Annotated in this window: 14 protein-coding genes and 1 tRNA gene; 9 read left to right on the forward strand and 6 right to left on the reverse strand. The window is 42.5% G+C overall.

Annotated elements, in window-relative coordinates:
• Nucleotides 1-47 precede the first annotated feature (47 nt).
• Complete coding sequence (gltX, locus tag KSZ58_RS18950; RefSeq protein ID WP_002609395.1) at nucleotides 48-1508, reverse strand: glutamate--tRNA ligase; 1461 nt, start codon at nucleotides 1506-1508, stop codon at nucleotides 48-50.
• 116 nt (nucleotides 1509-1624) lie between these two features.
• Nucleotides 1625-1700: transfer RNA gene (locus KSZ58_RS18955), tRNA-Gln, on the reverse strand.
• Between the two features lie 763 nt (nucleotides 1701-2463).
• Here KSZ58_RS18955 and KSZ58_RS18960 point away from each other — a divergent pair.
• The 8 genes from KSZ58_RS18960 (at nucleotide 2464) to KSZ58_RS18995 (ending at nucleotide 13072) form a co-directional block, all read left to right on the forward strand.
• Nucleotides 2464-2946 carry a PTS glucose transporter subunit IIA gene (locus KSZ58_RS18960; protein WP_008818873.1) on the forward strand — a complete coding sequence of 161 codons (483 nt, stop codon included), beginning with the start codon at nucleotides 2464-2466 and terminating at the stop codon, nucleotides 2944-2946.
• A gap of 5 nt (nucleotides 2947-2951) precedes the next feature.
• Nucleotides 2952-3797 carry a PRD domain-containing protein gene (locus tag KSZ58_RS18965; protein ID WP_008818872.1) on the forward strand — a complete coding sequence of 282 codons (846 nt, stop codon included), beginning with the start codon at nucleotides 2952-2954 and terminating at the stop codon, nucleotides 3795-3797.
• A gap of 82 nt (nucleotides 3798-3879) precedes the next feature.
• On the forward strand, nucleotides 3880-5277 hold the full coding sequence (locus KSZ58_RS18970; protein ID WP_009270918.1) for a PTS transporter subunit EIIC: 1398 nt from the start codon (nucleotides 3880-3882) through the stop codon (nucleotides 5275-5277).
• A 60-nt stretch (nucleotides 5278-5337) separates the two neighbouring features.
• Nucleotides 5338-6228 carry an alpha/beta hydrolase gene (locus tag KSZ58_RS18975; protein ID WP_008818870.1) on the forward strand — a complete coding sequence of 297 codons (891 nt, stop codon included), beginning with the start codon at nucleotides 5338-5340 and terminating at the stop codon, nucleotides 6226-6228.
• Nucleotide 6229: 1 nt separating this feature from the next.
• A complete protein-coding gene (locus tag KSZ58_RS18980) occupies nucleotides 6230-7120 on the forward strand; it encodes an alpha/beta hydrolase (protein WP_008818869.1) in 891 nt (296 codons plus the stop codon).
• A gap of 4 nt (nucleotides 7121-7124) precedes the next feature.
• A complete protein-coding gene (locus KSZ58_RS18985; protein WP_008818868.1) occupies nucleotides 7125-8429 on the forward strand; it encodes a glycoside hydrolase family 32 protein in 1305 nt (434 codons plus the stop codon).
• On the forward strand, nucleotides 8426-9364 hold the full coding sequence (locus KSZ58_RS18990) for a carbohydrate kinase (RefSeq protein WP_009270919.1): 939 nt from the start codon (nucleotides 8426-8428) through the stop codon (nucleotides 9362-9364). Before KSZ58_RS18985 ends, KSZ58_RS18990 begins: the two co-directional genes overlap by 4 nt.
• Nucleotides 9365-9817: 453 nt before the next feature.
• Complete coding sequence (locus KSZ58_RS18995) at nucleotides 9818-13072, forward strand: SNF2-related protein (RefSeq protein WP_008818866.1); 3255 nt, start codon at nucleotides 9818-9820, stop codon at nucleotides 13070-13072.
• Nucleotides 13073-13132: 60 nt separating this feature from the next.
• On the opposite strand, the gene KSZ58_RS19000 is transcribed toward KSZ58_RS18995, so the two are convergent.
• The 3 genes from KSZ58_RS19000 to murI form a co-directional block, all read right to left on the reverse strand.
• Complete coding sequence (locus KSZ58_RS19000; protein ID WP_009587734.1) at nucleotides 13133-13321, reverse strand: hypothetical protein; 189 nt, start codon at nucleotides 13319-13321, stop codon at nucleotides 13133-13135.
• Nucleotides 13322-13478: 157 nt separating this feature from the next.
• Nucleotides 13479-14855 carry an aminopeptidase gene (locus tag KSZ58_RS19005; RefSeq protein WP_009270920.1) on the reverse strand — a complete coding sequence of 459 codons (1377 nt, stop codon included), beginning with the start codon at nucleotides 14853-14855 and terminating at the stop codon, nucleotides 13479-13481.
• Between the two features lie 78 nt (nucleotides 14856-14933).
• The gene (gene murI, locus KSZ58_RS19010; protein WP_008818865.1) at nucleotides 14934-15713 is read right to left on the reverse strand and encodes a glutamate racemase; all 780 of its coding nucleotides are present in this window, start codon (nucleotides 15711-15713) and stop codon (nucleotides 14934-14936) included.
• 786 nt (nucleotides 15714-16499) lie between these two features.
• On the opposite strand from murI, the gene KSZ58_RS19015 reads away from it, so the two are divergent.
• Nucleotides 16500-18377, forward strand: a complete 1878-nt coding sequence (locus tag KSZ58_RS19015) for a transcription antiterminator (protein ID WP_008818864.1) — start codon at nucleotides 16500-16502, stop codon at nucleotides 18375-18377.
• Here KSZ58_RS19015 and KSZ58_RS19020 read toward each other — a convergent pair.
• Nucleotides 18374-19168 (reverse strand): Nif3-like dinuclear metal center hexameric protein, encoded by a 795-nt coding sequence (locus tag KSZ58_RS19020; RefSeq protein ID WP_008818863.1) that lies wholly within the window; start codon nucleotides 19166-19168, stop codon nucleotides 18374-18376. The genes KSZ58_RS19015 and KSZ58_RS19020 overlap by 4 nt on opposite strands.
• Nucleotides 19169-19199 lie beyond the last annotated feature (31 nt).

Raw genomic sequence — 19199 nt, forward strand, 5'->3', positions numbered from 1 at the left:
GCGCTATACCGGCAGTTGTCCGTTTTCTTTATGTATGGATGGAAAAATCAGGCAAGCTCAGCCTCGAGCTTTTCAATCCCCTTTGCAATACGCTTCAGGGTTTCCTCTTTTCCAAGGATATGAGCGATTTCAATGGCACCGCCAGGTGTAAACTGCTTTCCGGTGATGGCAGTACGAACCGGCCATAAAATCTGCCCGTTCTTCATTTCCATCTGCTTCGGTAAAGACAGCAGCAGCTCATGCAGATTTTCTTCGCTCGACCAGTCATTCAGCTCTGACAGGGCACTTTGTGCCGCCTGCAATGCCTTATATGCAATTTCATAGGTCGTCTTCATTTTCTTATGAATATACATGGCATTATCATATTCCGGCAGCTCGTCAATGAAATCCAGACTTTCCGGAATAGAGGTCAGAATATCACATCTTGGCTGCAGAATGCGTGCAACCGCCATAATATCCACCGGTCTGTGAACGGATTCCTCGATATACGGCTTTGCCAGCTCACAGAATGTTTCCGTGCTCATCGCGCGCAGATACATACCGTTCATCCATGTCAGCTTGTCAATATCAAAAATAGCCGGTGATTTGGAAATACGCTTAATATCAAACACCTTGATCAGCTCATCCAGTGTATAGATTTCCTGCTCTGTTTCCGGTGACCATCCAAGCAGAGCGATGTAATTCAGAATCGCTTCCGGAAGATACCCTTTCTTCACAAGGTCCTGAAAGCTGGCATCCCCGTTACGCTTACTCAGCTTGTGCTGTTCATCCTTCATAACCGGTGGAACATGCACATAGGTTGGAATATCCCAGCCGAAGGACTGATAGATCAGATTATATTTTGGAGTGGAGGACAGATACTCGTTTCCACGCACAACATGCGTGATACCCATCTGGTGATCATCCACGATATTGGCAAAATTATAGGTTGGATAGCCGTCGCTTTTCAGCAGCACGGATTCATCCAGAATACTGTTATCCACCTCAATGCGGCCATACACCTCATCATCAAAATACGTTTCTCCATCGTGACGAATCGTCTGACGCACAACATATTTTTCTCCCTTGGCAATACGTTCTCTGGCTTCTTCCACAGACACATGCTTGCATGGATCATCGTATTTGAAAGAGATTCCCAGACTTTCCGCCTCTTTTCTCTGCTTTTCTATTTCTTCCTCACCGCAGAAGCAGTAATGTGCGCCTCCCAGATCAACCAGCTGATCGGCATACTCCTTATACATCGGCAGTCGCTCAGACTGTACATACGGTCCGAAATCCCCTCCGATATCCGGTCCTTCATCATGATGCAAACCGACTTCCTTCATGGTATCGTATATGATTTCGACAGCGCCTTCCACGTAACGTTCCTGATCGGTATCCTCGATACGCAGAATAAAATCTCCGTCCTCATGCTTGGCAATCAGATATTCGAACAATGCTGTTCTCAGATTTCCGATGTGCATATACCCGGTAGGACTTGGTGCAAATCTTGTTCTTACTTTTTTCATACGGGCCTTCCTTTCCATTTATTGGTTTCTATATATAGCAGCAGCTTGGCATTTCCACACAGGGTGCTTCCCCGCAATAAAACAAAAAAGTCGCCGAAGCGACTCTCGTTTTTTATTGGCTGGGGTACTTGGATTCGAACCAAGGAAATGCCAGATTCAGAGTCTGGTGCCTTACCGCTTGGCTATACCCCAATCTCTCAGCGGCAACGACATTATTCTACTTGTTTTCCATGCTTTTGTCAATAGCTTATTTTAAAAAATTCAATTTTTTTCAGAAGACGGTCCCTATTCACCGATTTATAGTATAGAAAACAGCTTATATTAGGTAAAAAAACAAAACTATCGCATAGCAGTTGTCTCATACATAAAGAAGTCCCCTCTATGGTATCCTTAATTGATTTGTTATCTTTCGATAAATTGAAACAGGAGCTGCTCACCGAAAGGTTAAAAGCAGGAAAATGGCTAATCAAATACAGATATAGCACGAGATCGGTTTTCATGACTTGTATATATAGTAGAGCACTATCATCGCTAAATTGATAATACAATGCAAAAAGAATTACCTTTCCGCATGACATATCCTTATGCAAACAGCCGCTTGAAACGCATCCTCTGAAAAGCTATCCATAATATCTGTATAAGGAATCTAAAAAAAGACGATTATCAACAAATAGAGTATGCAGACTTTCTCAAAAGAGAAACCGATAAAATGCAGGAAAGCCATACTCGCATACGGTGTATATCACCCTGCTGGGTCTCTTGCATTTTGTTATCCTATTATATTTTACATTCTCCCTTTTCACGCGATGCTTGACAGCACTTCAAAATCGTGGGATAATTTTGACGAAATCGATGAGAGTAACTCACCTGAGGCTTAACCAGAGATTTGTGCATAGTACTACGCAGTAAATGAAGGAAGCAAGGAAGATATTTGTTTTCTAGATTAGGAGCGATTATGTTCGGATTGAAAAAGAAAAGCAGAAAAGTGGAATTGGTTTCACCGGTTAACGGAAAAATGATACGCTTACGTGATGTACCGGACCAAGTTTTTGCATCTGAAATGATGGGCCCTGGAGTTGCTTTTATTTCCAACGACGGAAACATATGTTCCCCATGTGATGGTGAATTGATGACTGTATTTCCCACAAAGCATGCGATTGGAATAAAGGCAGAGAATGGAGCCGAAATACTAATTCACTTTGGAATAGATACTGTCCAATTAGAAGGAAGTTGTTTCCATCAAAAGATAGATGCAGGAAACAAAGTAAAAAAAGGTGATTTGATTATAGAAGCTGATATCGAAGCAATCCTCGAGCAAGGGTATAGCATCGATACACCTATGATTATCACAAATGCAAATGAATTCCATGTTACGATTCATCAGGCTGATGCCGTTACTGTAAACACGGCTGCAGTCATATCGATAGAAAAGAAGTAGAGCATATGGAAGTTATAAAAAAGCTGGGAAATAACGCGGCTATATGCAGGGATCATAGTGGCAGAGAACTGATTGCGATCGGATTGGGCATTGGATTTCCAAAATGTCCTTATATCTTAGATGATTTGAGTAAAATTGACCGCACGTTTTATAACGTTGATGCGGAATATCTAAGTCTGTTTGAAGATATTGATTCAAAAATCTTTCGTATTTCTGCCGATGTTATTGATTTGGCAGTTACCATGCTCAGTGTTCCCTTAAAACAAAACGCTGTATTTACATTGGCGGATCATTTAAACTTCGCTCTTGTTCGTCTGAAAAACGGAATGATATTTACAACACCGATAGCAAATGAATTAAGAGATTTGTATCCGGTAGAAGTAAAAATCGCAAAATATACGTTAAATTTATTACATAAAAATTTAAATGTACAATTACCGGAATCCGAAATATATGCAATTGCCATGAATATTATCAATTCTGAGGAGACCTACACACGGAATAATCAAATCAGCCTTACAGCAGAATTCATTCAGGAAATCGTGAAGATTATCGAAGGACAGATGAAGGTTTCGATTGATACAAATTCATTTAATTATTCCAGATTTGCTTCTCATATGCAGTATTTATTCAGAAGAAAAAGCCAGTACAGTGAAATCAGCAGCACCAATAAAAAATTATTTGAAGTTTTGAAAAAGGAATATCCAGATACCTTTGCCTGTGTGCTGTTGATCAAAGAAATGATATTTCATAAATTTAGCTGGAGTATTGAGGATGAAGAATCCTTATATTTAATACTCCATGTAAATCGATTGTGTTCCCATGAGGGTGTAACGAATGAGTCGGCATAACCTTTGCACAATATAAACATCATCTGATGCTTATCGTGTAAAGGTTTTTATTTTATAGAAAATCAGAGAGGATAAAACTATTATGAAAAAAGATAAAGCTTTAAAAATTGCAGAAAGTGTATTAGAACAAGTCGGTGGAAAACAAAACATTGCGAAGGTGTTGCATTGTCAAACACGTCTTCGCTTCAATCTAAAGGATGAAAGCATTGCAAATCATGAAAAAATAGAAGCGGTACAAGGTGTTTTAGGTGTTGTAAGAGCCGGTGGACAGGTACAAATCGTAATAGGTCCAGAGGTAAAGGATGTATATAACGAACTGTGTGAGCTGGGTGATTTTGATAACACGGACAGAGAACCTGTTTCTGCCGCAAAAGAAAAAATCACACTGAAATCTATCGGAAATGGAATTTTAGATGCTATTTCCGGAAGCATGGGACCTGCGATTCCAGCCATCGTCGCCTCCGCATTCTTTAAAATGCTGACAGCTATTTTAGGTCCAGAGCTGTTAAATGTCATTGGTGAAGGAAACGATCTGTATACATTATTCACCTTCGTGGGAGACGCTGCATTTTATTTCTTTCCGGTAATTGTCGGCTATACAAGTGCAAAAAAATTCAATCTAAATCCGGTAATGGGGATATTGATGGGCGCAATTTTGATACATCCGACATTTGTCGGTCTGGTGGGTAAACCATTTACTGTATACGGTATTCCCTGCAATGTTCAAAGCTATGCAAGCTCCATTGTTCCGATAATTTTATCAAACTGGGTAATGTCCTATATCGCTAAATTCTTCGATCGTATCGTTCCGGGGGCAATCCGTTCTGTATTTGCACCAGCACTGACAATCGCTGCCATGCTGCCGATTGCATTATGTGTCTTCGGTCCGGCAGGAGCATTCATCGGGCAATATGTAGTAGATGCATTATTCTCGTTGGAAGGAATTGCAGGATTCATCGGGATCGGATTGATTGCGGCATTGTATCCTGTTCTGGTAATGACCGGTATGCATATGGTACTGATTACAACATTATTTCAAATTTTTGCTACCTATGGAAGTGATGGATTCGCCGCAGTAGCTGTTTCCGTCTCCAGCTTCTCTATTATGGGGGTAGGAATCGGTGCTTTCTTCCGATTGAAAAATAAAGAACAAAAGGCACTTGCCCTGTCTTATGGGATAACCGCCATCGTCGCAGGGACCTCGGAGCCGACGATTTACGGTATCTGCACAAAATACAAAAAGCCATTTATCGGACTTTTGGCAGGTGGTTTCTTAGGTGGAGCATATGCCGGTTTAACCGGTGTTGTCGATGCGACACTGGTACCATCCTCCAATGTATTTGCAGCATTATGCTTTTTAGGAGGCTCTCAGGCAAATGTAATCAACGGTATCATCGCATGTGCAATCGCTTTTATATCAACCGCTTTATTCGTTTACTTTTTCGGATTTAATAAAAACGAAAAGGATATCCAACGTTAATATCAATGCGATTAGAGAAGGAACTTCTTCCTATAGCTCAGATACACAAAGGAGTGTTCTATGATAAATACAAGGCTTACATTACCGAGTGGTGCGTATGCTGATACGTATATTATGGATTCGGAAATCAATTATCGTGAATACAGAAAGCGACCTGCAATCCTTGTGGCACCGGGTGGCGCGTATGCCGTTCATGCGACAAAGGAAAGTGAACCGGTGGCTATTCAATTCATGCAAATGGGGTATCAGGTATTTGTTTTAAAATATTCGGTAGGCTCAGATCGCTCGCGACCGGAAAAAGGCATTATAAAATCCGCAGTATATCCGCTGCAAGCTGTTGAAATGCTGGAAGCTTTACATATTGTAAAAGAGCATGCCGATGAATGGAACATAGATAAAAACCGAATTTTCTTAATGGGATTTTCTGCAGGCGGACATGTGTGTGCGTCTTGTGGTGTACGATGGAATGACCCCGCAATCGTAAAGCAATTAAGCTTTCGCCCGAAAAAAGATGAACTGAAGGCAGCCGGAATTGTTTTAGGCTATCCGTTCCTGGTTCCGAATAGTGATGAATTTTTCAAAAAGCATCCTTTAAAAGCTGTCGAAAAGGTACAGCATATTATGAATTATGTTCTTTATCAATCAGATTTTCCATCACAGAAGGATGTCGAAAAAGTGAATTTGATAAATTATATTTCACAGGATACCGTACCGATGTTTCTCTGGCATTCCATTGATGATCCAGTCATTGATGCTGGAAATTCCACACGCTTTATTTCAAAGCTGTTGGAATATGGCATATCTGCGGAGTATCATTTATTTGGTCATGGCGAGCATGGAAAAGCATTGGAAAACAGTTTAACGCATAAAAGGGATGAGATGATCGATCATCATTTGAACAGTTGGATTTCTCTGGCAGATTATTGGATGAACAGGATAGGTGAAAAGTAAGATGAGAAAAGAAGACTATACGATTTTTGAATATCGAATGAGCAAAGAAATAAAATATGCTGATCTGATTTATAATGAAAAAATGAATGGTATATTCGAAAAAGTCTGTGTAAAAACAAAAACCGCAGGATATGTGGATATGTCGATTTATCGTCCCTTGAGTTGGGATGGGAAGCAGATTTTAAAGCCGGTATTTAACTTTCATGGTGGAGGCAATGTATTGGGATACTATGAGCAGGATGGAAAATATTGCCGTTTATTGGCGGATTTAACCGGCTGTGCTATCTTTAATGTAGACTATGTTGTTGCCCCGGAATTTAAATATCCAAAGCCTTTATTTTCCAGCTATGAAGCAATCGCTGAAATACGAAAACGCTGTGATGAAGTAAGGATTGATAAAGAGCATGTTGTCGTAATGGGACATAGTGCAGGCGGTTATATTTCCGCCTGCTTGACACTGATTGACCGAGACAGAAAAGAACTCGGTATCAAAGGAGCCATTTTAGATTATCCGCCATTGCGACAGGAAATCCGTGCAGAATTCAGAAAAGCGAAGGACCCTTCAAAGGCGATATCCGAAAATAGAATGCTGCAGTATATCAACTGGTATTATAATAGCTTTGATGAGCTGAATGATGAACTCGCCTCTCCCCTACTCGCTGATTTGCATGATTTGCCGAAAACCCTGATCCTGAGTGCGGAATACGATTCTTTAAAAAATGAAGAAAAGGCATATGCAGATAAAATGCAGAAGGCGGGAGGAGATGTAACCTATGTTGAATTTGCAAATTGCCGCCATGGCTTCACCCATGAATGGTTTGATGAATTTATGCCAGAGGAATCCGAAAAAGCATGGAATATGATGGCAGCATTTATCAGAGGGATAATGTAGAAGCATGGCGCAGAAGAACTTAAACTATCATGTAATGCCTCGAAGGGGCTGGCTGAATGATCCGAACGGCTTGGTTTATTTTAAAGGAAATTATCACATTTTCTACCAGGCAGATGAAAACAGTATGGATGGAAGTGTCAATAAAGCATGGGGTCATTATGCAACGAAGGATTTTCAAACATATACACGTCATGCTACGGCTGTTTCTCCGGATTCCAAATACGATAAGAACGGCGCATATTCAGGAAGTGCAATCATCAGAGATGACATACTGTATGTATTTTATACCGGTAATGTAAAATATGAGGGCCCCTATGATTTTATTCATGAGGGAAGAGAGCATAATGTAATGCGAGTGGAAAGCCGTGATGGAATAACCTTTGAACATAAAAAATGTTTACTGCGAAACAGTGACTTTCCAAAGGATTGTACAAGGCATGTCAGAGATCCCAAGCTGTTTATGAAGGATGGCCGCTATCATTTAATTTTAGGTGCAAGATTGAAAAATGACACCGGCTGTGTATTGGAGTATGTGAGTGATGATTTAGAATCATGGAAGTATGCTCATCGCTATGTACCGGCAAAAGATACAGGATTCATGATAGAATGTCCGGACTACCTGCAATTACAAGGAGAAGCATTCCTTTTATGCAGTCCGCAGGGTTTAAAAAAGCAGGGCTATGAATTTCATAATGTATATGATTGCGGATATTATAAAATCAGCAATCGGCAACTGATTGATTATCAGACACTTGATTATGGATTTGATTTTTACGCAGCGCAAACGTTTTACAACGCAGATCGTAATATACTGATTGCCTGGATTGGGATGCCGGATAATGCATATATCGATCGTTATGAAGCATGGAATCAGACCCTGACGATGCCCCGCTCCATTTTCTTTGATAAGCGAATCATCCAAAAGCCGATACAGGAAATCCTGGATTTGAGAACAGATAGGAAGCTGTATACGAATGATTTTGTAATCGGTAAATCCTGCAATATCGAATGGGATGCAGACTCCGATTTTTCGCTACAAATGAATGCGATACGCTGCGTGTATAGAAATCATAAATTCACACTGGATTTATCTGCATGCAGCTGCAATCGGCAGGAAAGATGCATTACGCCCATAGAAATCCGTCATGTTTCTGTATTCATTGATGAATCTGTATTGGAAATTTTCATCAATGAAGGTGAATACACAATGACCTCACGATTTTATGATGATGAGCACAGCTTACACGTAACAAGCGAGAATATAAAGCGATTTGTAACATACAACATGAGAGGATTCAATATACTATGAAAAAATTATTAGCAATCGGAGAAGCGTTGATTGATATGATTCCAAGCAATACAGGAAGAATTATGGATGTAGAAGGCTTTCAACCAAAAGTCGGAGGGGCTCCGTTGAATGTATGCGGAGCATATACCGCATTAGGTGGAGAAAGCGCTATGATTACCATGCTTGGCAAGGATGCCTTTGGTGAAAAAATCGTAAAGGAAATACAACGATTCCATATTCATACAGAGTATATAAAACAAACGAATGCCGCAAATACATCTTTGGCATTTGTAGCCCTGGACGAACATGCAAATCGAGAGTTTTCATTTTATCGGAATATGGGTGCGGATATGCTTTTATCAGAGAAGGATATAGAGGAAAGCTGGTTTGAAGATTGCTATGGTTTGCATTTCTGTTCGGTTTCCCTTGGTGATTTCCCTATGAAAAAAGCTCATAATCGAGCATTGGAACTGGCAAAGAGGAAAAATCTACTTGTATCCTTTGATCCGAATGTCCGTCTTCCTTTATTCGACGATCACGAATATCTGAGAAGAACGATTCACGAATATATGCACTTTGCTGATATCTTAAAAATCAGTGATGAAGAGGTTTCCTTTATATTTGGAAGCGATCATATAGAAGAACATGTACAATATATATTTGATTCCGGTGTAAAATTACTGATTTACACTGCCGGAAAAGACGGTGCAGCTGCCTATACGAAATACAATACGGCATACGCGGATGGTATTGAGGTAAAAGCAGTTGATACCACCGGTGCAGGAGATGGTTTTATCGGATGTTTACTGTATCATCTATCCAAAGATGATATTCATGCTTCTGATTTGGATGGATTAAGCGAACACCAATTAAAAAGCTACTTGGATATGTGTAATAAATTTTGCAGTATTTCTGTAACAAAGGAAGGTGCTATCGCAAGCTATCCATCCCGGTAGGATTCACGTTAGGCTATCATCAAAAGCATCCTGTAAGCAAAACCCGCCCACACAGCGTTGTGTGTTTCTGTGGTATCTGTTTTACAGGATGCTTTTTACAATATACGAAAAGCCGATTCCATTGATAACGTACAGTTCTTTTCCATTGGAATTAGAAGGCTTTCACTATGCATGCTCATTTGCTTGAACATACTTTGCGCTGGATATAGCGGTACAAAATATGAACGCATCCTCCCTCTTTTCGCGAGGATGTGCTTTCATTTACTGACAGCTTGCAGATCGCAGTTGAATGACATGTTGACTATATGCTTTTTGACATATTCTTGGCAAGGTAAGGTTCTCATATGGGGTTCGTATCTTTGTGCAATCCCCATTAACAAATAAAACCACATTTCCATACTTTCGTACAGTTGTGTTTTCTGGTACAATAGCAGAAGATACAGGAGGGATCTCATGAAGATACTTGATTCTGAAATTCAGCGTTTTTTCAATACCAAAAACTGGAAGATCGCATTGCGTTACCATGATCAGGATGTTGTGGATGAAATTGTGATTAAGGAAAGCATTCCTGGCTTTCTATATGAAATAAATGCTGTCGTTAACGTGTACGGATACGAGAATCACTGCACCGTTCTGCTGAATAGTGCGGGTGAAATTCTGGATTTCTCCTGTGAATGTCCGTATTGCGAGCAGCAGGAGCTTGCCTGTGGACATATCGGTGTTGTCCTGCTGATTGTGTACGATCTAAAGCCGGAGTCCTTCCCCTTCACCTACAGCCCGCTGAACCAGAGGGAGGATGCCTTTCGCCGCTATCTGGAGCAGCAGATGCTGGAGCGCTCGCGTTCCTTTATCGACCGCTACGCCCGAAAGGATCTGGCGAAATTTCAGGCGAACACTCTTCTTGAGAAGGTACAGCTGCACGCTCATGCCGTATATGACCATGAGCTTACACTGGATTTTAAGATTGGTATTCAACGAAAATATGTCATACGCAGCATCAGCGGATTTCTTGATGCCATAGACAGGCAGCTGGAAGTTGATTACGGGCGCCAGCTGAAATTCACTCATCACATGCAGGCCTTTGATGAAGCTGCTCAGGCACAGATCAATTTTTTAAAGCAGTATGTCAAGGAGCATGAAACACAGTATTCCTATGGCTACGGCTCCAGCCGCAAGCAGATTACAATTGATTCAAAATCGATGGATGATTTTTATGAGCTTTACAGCAATGATGCCACGGAGTGCATCGATCTGCAGTTTGCGGATGAAGACCGGCAGGAAATCGGACTGCGCATCGATATGCAGGAGGACTTTTTTGTCATCACCACGCTGCTGTCCCTCGATCAGCTTCTGCGTGGAGAAAACCGCTGGTATTATATGGAAGACGGTGTTCTGCAGCGCTTTTCCTCGGTGCTGAGCGAACAGCTGCATGATATGCTGGAGGAGCTGCGTGAGGATCGTCAGATTCTGATACATAAGGATGATATGATCCGCTTCTGTACCTATGTCATTCCGGCAATACGGGAATACGTGCATTTTGAAGGTATTTCTCTGGATACCTTTATGCCGTATCCAATGGAGATTGACTGCTATGTCGATTTGGAGGATAACGGTGATATCTCCATCCGCCTGCTCTATCATTACGAGGACAGCCCCTCCCAGAATGCGTTTGCACCGCATGCCGATTCCTCTTTGGAGCTGGATCATATCCGCCAGTATATCGAAACCTATGCAACACGTCTGGATCCGGATTCCCATATAGCCTATATTGATGAGCATGCCGTATATGCACAGGCATTTGTCAAACAGGGGCTGGAATACCTGAATCAGATGTGCACTGTATATATCAGTGATGCGCTGAAGCAGATGGAGGCACCGAAAAAGGTACATATGAATGTTGGTGTCCGTATGAAAAACCGTCTGCTGGAGCTGGATGTCACGAGTGTGGATATTCCAAGAGATGAATTATACAGTGTTTTGCGTTCTTATCGTAAAAAGAAAAAATATCACCGACTCAAAAACGGCGACCTCATTTATCTGCAATCCGAGGGTCTGCAGGAAACCGACGAGCTGCTGCAGCAGCTGCATCTGACACCGCAGGATTTAAAAAATCATACCCTGCAGGTGGATACGTTCCATGCCTTTCAGCTGGATGATTTCGCAGAGCACAGCGATCATGTCGAGGTCATGCGGGGAACTGCCTTCCATACGATGATGGAACAGCTGCGCAGTGTGGAAGCCGGAGCCTATCCATTGAACCCGCATTATGATGCCATCCTGCGCGATTACCAGAAAACAGGCTACCAGTGGCTGAAAACAATGAGCGCCTATGGATTCGGCGGTATCCTCGCTGATGATATGGGTCTGGGAAAAACACTTCAGGTCATTGCATGGCTGGAAAGCATGCATCAGGATCATGATCTTCCCTGCTCCATCGTCATCTGCCCTGCCTCTTTGATTTACAACTGGAAGGATGAGATTCAGAAATTTGCCGTTGATCTGCGTGCCCTTTGCATACAGGGAACCAATACGCAGCGCCAGCAGAAAATCAGAGAGCTGCACGGATATGATGTCATCATCACCAGCTATGATTATCTGCGCAGAGATTATGAGCGCTATGACGGGCACACCTTTACCGCCATTCTGCTGGATGAAGCGCAGTATATCAAAAACCATACAACCAAAAATGCGATTGCAGTGAAGCAGCTGAAGGGCTCCTACCGGTTTGCATTAACCGGAACACCGATTGAAAATTCCCTTTCCGAGCTGTGGAGTATCTTTGATTTCCTAATGCCGGGTTATCTGTATAACTATCATCGCTTCCGTGAGCTGTTTGAACGTGAAATTATCAAAAACGGGAATGAGAAGGCACAGACACAGCTGAAGCGTATGGTGGAGCCGTTTATTCTGCGAAGGATCAAGAAGGATGTGCTGCAGGATCTTCCGGATAAGATGGAACAGGTATATTTTCAGGAATTCAATGCAGAGGAAAAGAAAATCTATTATGCCAATCTGGTATCCATCAATCAGGATTTACAAAAGAAAATGCAGATGGAGGAGGTTGATAAATTTCAGGTACTGGCCATGATGACCAGACTCCGGGAAATCTGCTGTGATGCGCGTTTGCTGTATGAAAATGTCACGCTGCCCTCTACCAAGCTTCGCGGCTGTATGGATCTGCTGCTAAACGCCCGAAACAGCGGCCGCCGTGTATTGCTGTTTTCCAGCTTCACCTCCATGCTGGAGCTGATTGAGGAACAGCTGCGTGTAGAAAATATACGGTATCTGAAGCTGACAGGGGAAACAAAAAAGGAGCTGCGGCATGCCTATGTGGAAAAATTTCAGAACGGGGAAGCTGACGTCTTCCTGATTTCATTAAAGGCAGGCGGCACCGGCTTGAATCTGACCAATGCAGAAATCGTCATTCATTATGACCCGTGGTGGAACCTTTCCGCCCAGAATCAGGCAACCGACCGCGCCTATCGCATCGGTCAGACGAAGGATGTACAGGTATATAAGCTGATTATGAAGGATACCATCGAGGAAAAGATCATGAAGCTGCAGGAGCGAAAGCATATCCTGAGCGACACCTTCATCAGCAGCAGTGAATCAAGCATTACCAGCATGAGCAAGGACGAAATCATGGATTTGTTTACGATGGAGCCCTTTGTACAGGAAGCGGATTTTGATGAAGCCTATGCCGATTAACATCCCTCCCTTCTTGCGGGTTCAGGAAAGCTTCCTTTATACAATAATACATATAGAAAATCAGACGGCTGTCAAAGCAGCCGTTTTTCTTTGCGGCATAAGCTCTGTTGAAGGCACGCCACCATAGATAATCTTATAGCGAATATAAAGCAAAGCGTATCTATCAGATGTTACAAACCGGTTATTCATGACCATGTCCCCTAATGCATCGTCAATACATACTGCAGGAACCATATCAGCCGTATTCATAGTATGCTCTGATTGGAACCACCGCTCCTTATAGCTCCTTCATCCCCCGGCAGGTAATTGCCGTATTCTTATCCGCTATTATGGAGTAACAAAAAGCTGTACAGATGAAGTATACAAGTGTATATCATCCATACAGCATTGACGGTATATAGAAAGCTTATGCGTGCTTCAGGAATGCCTTATAGCCCTTAGTCGCTTCCCAGATATCAATTTTGCTGGCAATCTCCCATGGTGCGTGCATATTGTGCAGTGCGATACCGCTGTCAATGACCTCCATGTTATACTGTGCCAGAATATAGGCGATTGTTCCTCCGCCGCCCTGGTCAACCTTACCAAGCTCTGCAGTCTGGAAGGTTACATTTTCAGAATCCATGATGTTTCTCAGCTCTGCCATATATTCAGCATTGGCATCATTGCAGCCACCCTTACCGCGGGAGCCTGTATATTTATTGAATACCAGACCATGTCCCATGAATGCAGAGTTTTTCTCTTCGTTTACTGCAGCATAATTCGGATCAAACGCAGCAGAAACATCACTGCTCAGCATCTTGGAATTTTTCAGTGCACGACGCACATTCAGCTCGCTGTACTCACCAAGACGATCCATAACCTCTGCCACGGTGTTTTCAAAGAAGCGGGAATGCTGACCGGTAGCACCGATGCTTCCGACCTCTTCCTTATCAACCAGCAGTGTCACAGCCGTGCGTTTAACGGATTCTGTTTCCAGCTGTGCCATCATAGAGGTATAGGCGCAGATGCGATCATCATGTCCGTATCCGGCCACCATACTGCGATCCAGACCGTAATCTCTTGCCTTTCCGGCAGGTACGACCTCGATTTCCGCAGATACAAAATCATCCTCTTCAAAATCATATTTTTCCTTCAGCAGCTTCAGAATGTTTGCCTTGACAGCATCCTTTTCCTCACCATCCAGCGGCATGCTTCCGATGGTTACATTCAGGTCTTCACCCTCGATGACGTTGCTTGCCTTTTTGCTCATCTGATCCGCTGACAGGTGTACCAGCAGATCGCTGATTCCTACGATTGGATCGCTGTCATCCTCACCGATATTCAGCTCGATAACCGTTTTGTCCTTCTTCACGACTACACCATGCAGCGCCAGCGGCAGGGTTACCCACTGATACTTTTTGATACCGCCGTAATAATGCGTATCCAGCATTGCGAATTCCTTATCCTCATACAAAGGATTCTGTTTGATATCCAGACGCGGAGAATCCACATGTGCTCCCAGAATATTGCATCCGGCAGCCATCGGCTCCTCACCGATCAGAAACAGTGCAATTCCCTTGCCCATATTGTTGGCATACACCTTATCACCGCTTTTCAGCGTTTCTTTGTTTTTGATGACATCCTCCAGATTGCGATATCCGTAGGTTTCCGCAATCCGGATACTTTCACTTACACATTCACGTTCAGTCTTGCAGTCGGAAATATATTTTTTATATCCTTCACAATATTCGAATACTTCCTTCAATCCTGCTTCATCATACTTTTTCCAAGCATTTTCTCTCATAGTCTACCTCCGTTGTTCACTGTCTTCTATTATAATTCGTATTCATGATAAAGACAACTCCAATACTGCCGATTTACCTTATCTTTCCAGAAGCTCGCGGGAAAGCTTCAGAATAGCCTCCTTGTTCAGGGAATTGTATATGCGTACCTCACCTGCGGCAGAGGAAGGCTTTCTGCAAACGCCTCGTTCCTGCAGCAGCTCCTGCACATGACGTGCAGTACCTGCATTGCCATCCACAAGTGCGATATGATCACCGATGAGATTTCGAAGCTGGCTGCGGTAGAACACAAAATGTGTACAGCCCAGGACAATGCTGTCCATGCGTTCCATATCGTAGGGCTTTAGGTATTCACGAAGCGCACTGTTTACCGCTGCTTCATCCTCCAGTCTGCCCGCCTCAACAAGCTCCACCAGCTTTGGACACGGTTGCCGGTAAATGGTATTATCTTCATCAAAGCGGGACATCAGCTGTTCAAACTTTTTTTCCTTCAGTGTAAACTGTGTTGCGAGTACAAGAACATGCTGCTGATGTCTGCCATCTACAGCGGGCTTTAATGCCGGTTCCATTCCGACAATCGGAAGATCGGGATACAGGGTGCGAAGCTCCTTCACACAGGCACTGGTTGCCGTATTGCAGGCAATGACAACGGCCTTGACACCCTGGCTGATAAAAAACGCACAGATGCTGCGACAACGCTTCGTTATTTCCTCTTTTGTTTTTACACCATAGGGAGCAAAGCTGGAATCACCGTAATAGAGGTAATCCTCCTGCGGCATAAGAGAACGCAGTTCCTTCAACACGCTGATTCCTCCCAGACCTGAGTCAAAGACACCAATCGCCTTGTCTATGCTGGACATATGTATCAACCTCCAAAATCATATACAATAAACATTATACCCTTTTTTTGGAAAGCTTGCATCTGTTTTGAAGAAAATCAGACACGTTTGCAAAGGAGTAACGATAGTCAGGTAGAACACGCTTCTTTCGGCATAGAGCCAGCCGGCAAACAGTTCATTGTATCAGCGGTTGTATGGAAAGAAAAAAGCAGCTGTATGCGATACAGTTAGAAAGACAGCCGCAAGGTGCTCTTACAAATAGAAACATTCCCGCACACAGAAACAGAACATATGAAAAAAGAAACCGGATAGTATTTTCAAAGCCATACCATCTTGGTTCCTTTATCCATAGAAATATTATGAAAGGAAAAACCAGACAGAGCGAGTGACATTTCCTTTTTACAGGAGCTTCATCAATGGAAGACAGCACCTATTCAATCTGACGATTCCTATCCTTACGCATACGCTGTACAGGGATGGGAAGGCCTCCAGACGAAATGTATGACAGCAAGCTTAAATTCATGATACTTTTCTTCATAAATAAGCAGTGCTGAATATCCTCCAGCATCAGGGCACGGCAAACACCAAGTCAATACGCTTTTATATTTTTCTTCATAATTGTTTAATCTGCAGTATATCCGCTTTCTATGATTATAGGTAGAGGCATGAACTAGCTATCTTTTTCACGTGTTCGCATCTCTTTCAAAGTGAACTACCGCCTTCTCCACCCTCTTATCCCAGATAAGCGGAATATAGCTTGTGTAAAGATATATGAATCGGTATAATGGACATATGAGGTGAGCATAAATGCTACAAATGACAAAACGACAGAAAAAACTGGTTGCATGTCTGCACAATCATCCCAGTGAATTCCGCAGAGCGGACGATTTAGCAAAGGATCTGCAGCTATCGCAGCGTACCATTCGCAATGAAATTCGGCAGATCAATGATCTGTTCGACGAACCGTTCATACTCTCCTGGAAGGGAAAAGGCTATCAATTAAATCCAAATAATCAGCTTCCAGACGACGTGATGGATGTAGAGTCTGATAGTGGCAGCCGAAAGTTTCATATTCTGAAGCAACTGCTTTCCTGCGATCAGGTGAATTACTATGAACTGGCAGATGCATACTACATCAGCGAATCAACGCTGGATAAAACCCTGCAGGAATTGAATCACATCATACATACACGATACGAAAACATTAGCATTCAGCGAATCAACAGTCAGGTACAGATAGACTGTGATGAGAAACAGAGAAGACTTGTATATTCCTGCTTCCTCGTTCATGAGATTCAGGAATATGATTTTGATATCCGCAATTACACAGGCTTCTTCAGCTCCTGCAATATTTTAGAATTAAAAAGCTACATCGTAAGCTTTAATCGAAAGCACCATCTGGGCATGCGGGATTTTGAGATTTTTTCATTTATTCTTCATATCGCTGTTATGATGGAACGCATTGCAAAGGGCTGGGACATCAATAACCCCAAAGAACAAGCAGAAGAAAAATCACAAAAGCTGGCTGAAGAATTTTACAAAGGCTTATATGAACAGCAGCATATCATCCTGTCCTCCTCGGAATTAAATTATCTAGCCTTGCTGTTTTCAGGGAAAATATCTCGGATTACATCAGAAAAAATTCAGGATTACGAACAGTTTATTGAGGATATTATAAGGGATATCAAGCAGATTTATGATATCGACCTGTCACAGAACGAATCCTTCCGTGACAGCCTGCTTGTTCACCTACTGGGTCTTGATGCACGTATAAAAACCAATTCCTTTTTAAGCAATCCTCTCATTCAGGATACAAAACAGCATTTTCCACTTTTATATGATATGAGTGTTTATGTAGCATCCCGTATACAGCAAAAATTTCATTGTGCGCTGATTGAGGATGAAATAGGTTATCTGACACTGCACCTCATGAATGCGGTAGAAAAAATCCAGCAGAAACTGACCAGAAAAATCATATTGATCACCTCTTTGGGCAGAGCACAAAATCAATATTTGATATCAAGGCTGACAAATGCTACCAGTCATTTTCTTATTGAGGTCATTCGATGTGTATCCATCTTTGAAACATCTCAGATTGACGAGCTTACAGCAGATCTAATCGTTTCAACCATGCCTATGAAGCTGCATACAGATATCCCGATATACACCTGCAGTAATTTCTTGCATGATGCGGAAATCGAACAGATTCTCATGCTGCTATCAAAGGAAGAACATCCCTCCAAGCGGTTGCAGCAGCTTGGACAGTTTTTTGATGAACAGCTCTTTTTTACAGAAATGGATTTTACCAGTGATCGGGATGTAATCCGTTTTTTATGCGACCGACTCATGGAAGCAGGCTGCTGTGATGAAGAATTCTATGACAAAGTCATAGAAAGAGAACGGATCGCCCCCACAGCATATGGGAACCTGTTCGCGATACCTCATCCCATTGAGAAATGTGCATTTCGCAATGCTATTGCCGTATGTACACTTAAGCATCCTATTGTATGGCAGAGTAAGAAGGTTCGTATCATTTTTCTATTCTCCTTATGTCCCGGGCATAATCGTGATTTCGAGGATATCTTTGAACAGCTGGTAAGTCTTCTCAATGATGTCAGCAACGTCAAGCTGCTGCTGCGTCAGACCACATTATCCGGCTTTCTGGATACCTTCAGCTCACTTTAGCTATTTGTTGTATAATAGTGAATCGTGTAACCTTCATCCAGATAACAGATGGAACTGCTGTGTAAATGTCTCATCAGCCATGGCACCATAGCCTTGCATCCCGCTATCTCACAGCCTGCGTGATTTACAACAATCATTGGAATATGCTGATCGATTGCATACTGTGCAGCATCATAATTGTTGATGCCGTCGTCACTAACGATGACCGCATCCGGATAAAATTCCAGAAGCTCATAAAGATTCGTTGCGGCGCCACATCCGATGGCAATTCGATGAATCTTTTTTTGTGGATCCCCAAACATATAAACTCCTTGTTCACCATCCTGACGTAAGACTTTAGCGACATGATGTGCCAGTGCCTCCGCAGTCATTTCAGGTATGGATGCCGCCTGATAGTAAGAGGATACAATACGCTCTTCAAATTTGAATCCAAGCCTGAAAGCCCATTGATCTGCAACGCCGTATTCCTTAATACAGTCCCACACATCATGACAGCGGTAAACGCTGATTCCATGCTCCTGCAATATCCTTTTCTTTTCTTCTGCCGCTTTGATTGCAGCTGTATGCATCTGTGTAGAGCATTGATAAAACGGATTTTCATGCGTTATGATGAAATTGACCTTTTGTTTCACTGCTGCCAGTATCGCGCCTTTGCTCGCTACCCAGCATATTCCGATTCGTCCCACTTCCTGCTGATCATCTCCAAACAGAAGATGATCTCTTGTTTTCATATTGCGGCGCACCCAGGTGCCCTCCTGTTCCAGCAGTGCTGTAACTTCACATATCTTCATAGCAATAGTCTCCTCTTCATAAATTTCAGAT

This window comes from Erysipelatoclostridium sp. DFI.2.3, from assembly GCF_019132535.1.
Lineage (GTDB): Bacteria > Bacillota_I > Bacilli_A > Erysipelotrichales > Erysipelotrichaceae > Clostridium_AQ > Clostridium_AQ innocuum.

Excerpts from the sequence above, each read along its gene's own strand:
- gltX (WP_002609395.1), bottom strand. The coding sequence starts at position 1,508 with ATGAAAAAAGTAAGAACAAGATTTGCACCAAGTCCTACCGGGTATATG.
- KSZ58_RS18960 (WP_008818873.1), top strand. The coding sequence starts at position 2,464 with ATGTTCGGATTGAAAAAGAAAAGCAGAAAAGTGGAATTGGTTTCACCG.
- KSZ58_RS18965 (WP_008818872.1), top strand. The coding sequence starts at position 2,952 with ATGGAAGTTATAAAAAAGCTGGGAAATAACGCGGCTATATGCAGGGAT.
- KSZ58_RS18970 (WP_009270918.1), top strand. The coding sequence starts at position 3,880 with ATGAAAAAAGATAAAGCTTTAAAAATTGCAGAAAGTGTATTAGAACAA.
- KSZ58_RS18975 (WP_008818870.1), top strand. The coding sequence starts at position 5,338 with ATGATAAATACAAGGCTTACATTACCGAGTGGTGCGTATGCTGATACG.
- KSZ58_RS18980 (WP_008818869.1), top strand. The coding sequence starts at position 6,230 with ATGAGAAAAGAAGACTATACGATTTTTGAATATCGAATGAGCAAAGAA.
- KSZ58_RS18985 (WP_008818868.1), top strand. The coding sequence starts at position 7,125 with ATGGCGCAGAAGAACTTAAACTATCATGTAATGCCTCGAAGGGGCTGG.
- KSZ58_RS18990 (WP_009270919.1), top strand. The coding sequence starts at position 8,426 with ATGAAAAAATTATTAGCAATCGGAGAAGCGTTGATTGATATGATTCCA.
- KSZ58_RS18995 (WP_008818866.1), top strand. The coding sequence starts at position 9,818 with ATGAAGATACTTGATTCTGAAATTCAGCGTTTTTTCAATACCAAAAAC.
- KSZ58_RS19000 (WP_009587734.1), bottom strand. The coding sequence starts at position 13,321 with ATGAATACGGCTGATATGGTTCCTGCAGTATGTATTGACGATGCATTA.
- KSZ58_RS19005 (WP_009270920.1), bottom strand. The coding sequence starts at position 14,855 with ATGAGAGAAAATGCTTGGAAAAAGTATGATGAAGCAGGATTGAAGGAA.
- murI (WP_008818865.1), bottom strand. The coding sequence starts at position 15,713 with ATGTCCAGCATAGACAAGGCGATTGGTGTCTTTGACTCAGGTCTGGGA.
- KSZ58_RS19015 (WP_008818864.1), top strand. The coding sequence starts at position 16,500 with ATGCTACAAATGACAAAACGACAGAAAAAACTGGTTGCATGTCTGCAC.
- KSZ58_RS19020 (WP_008818863.1), bottom strand. The coding sequence starts at position 19,168 with ATGAAGATATGTGAAGTTACAGCACTGCTGGAACAGGAGGGCACCTGG.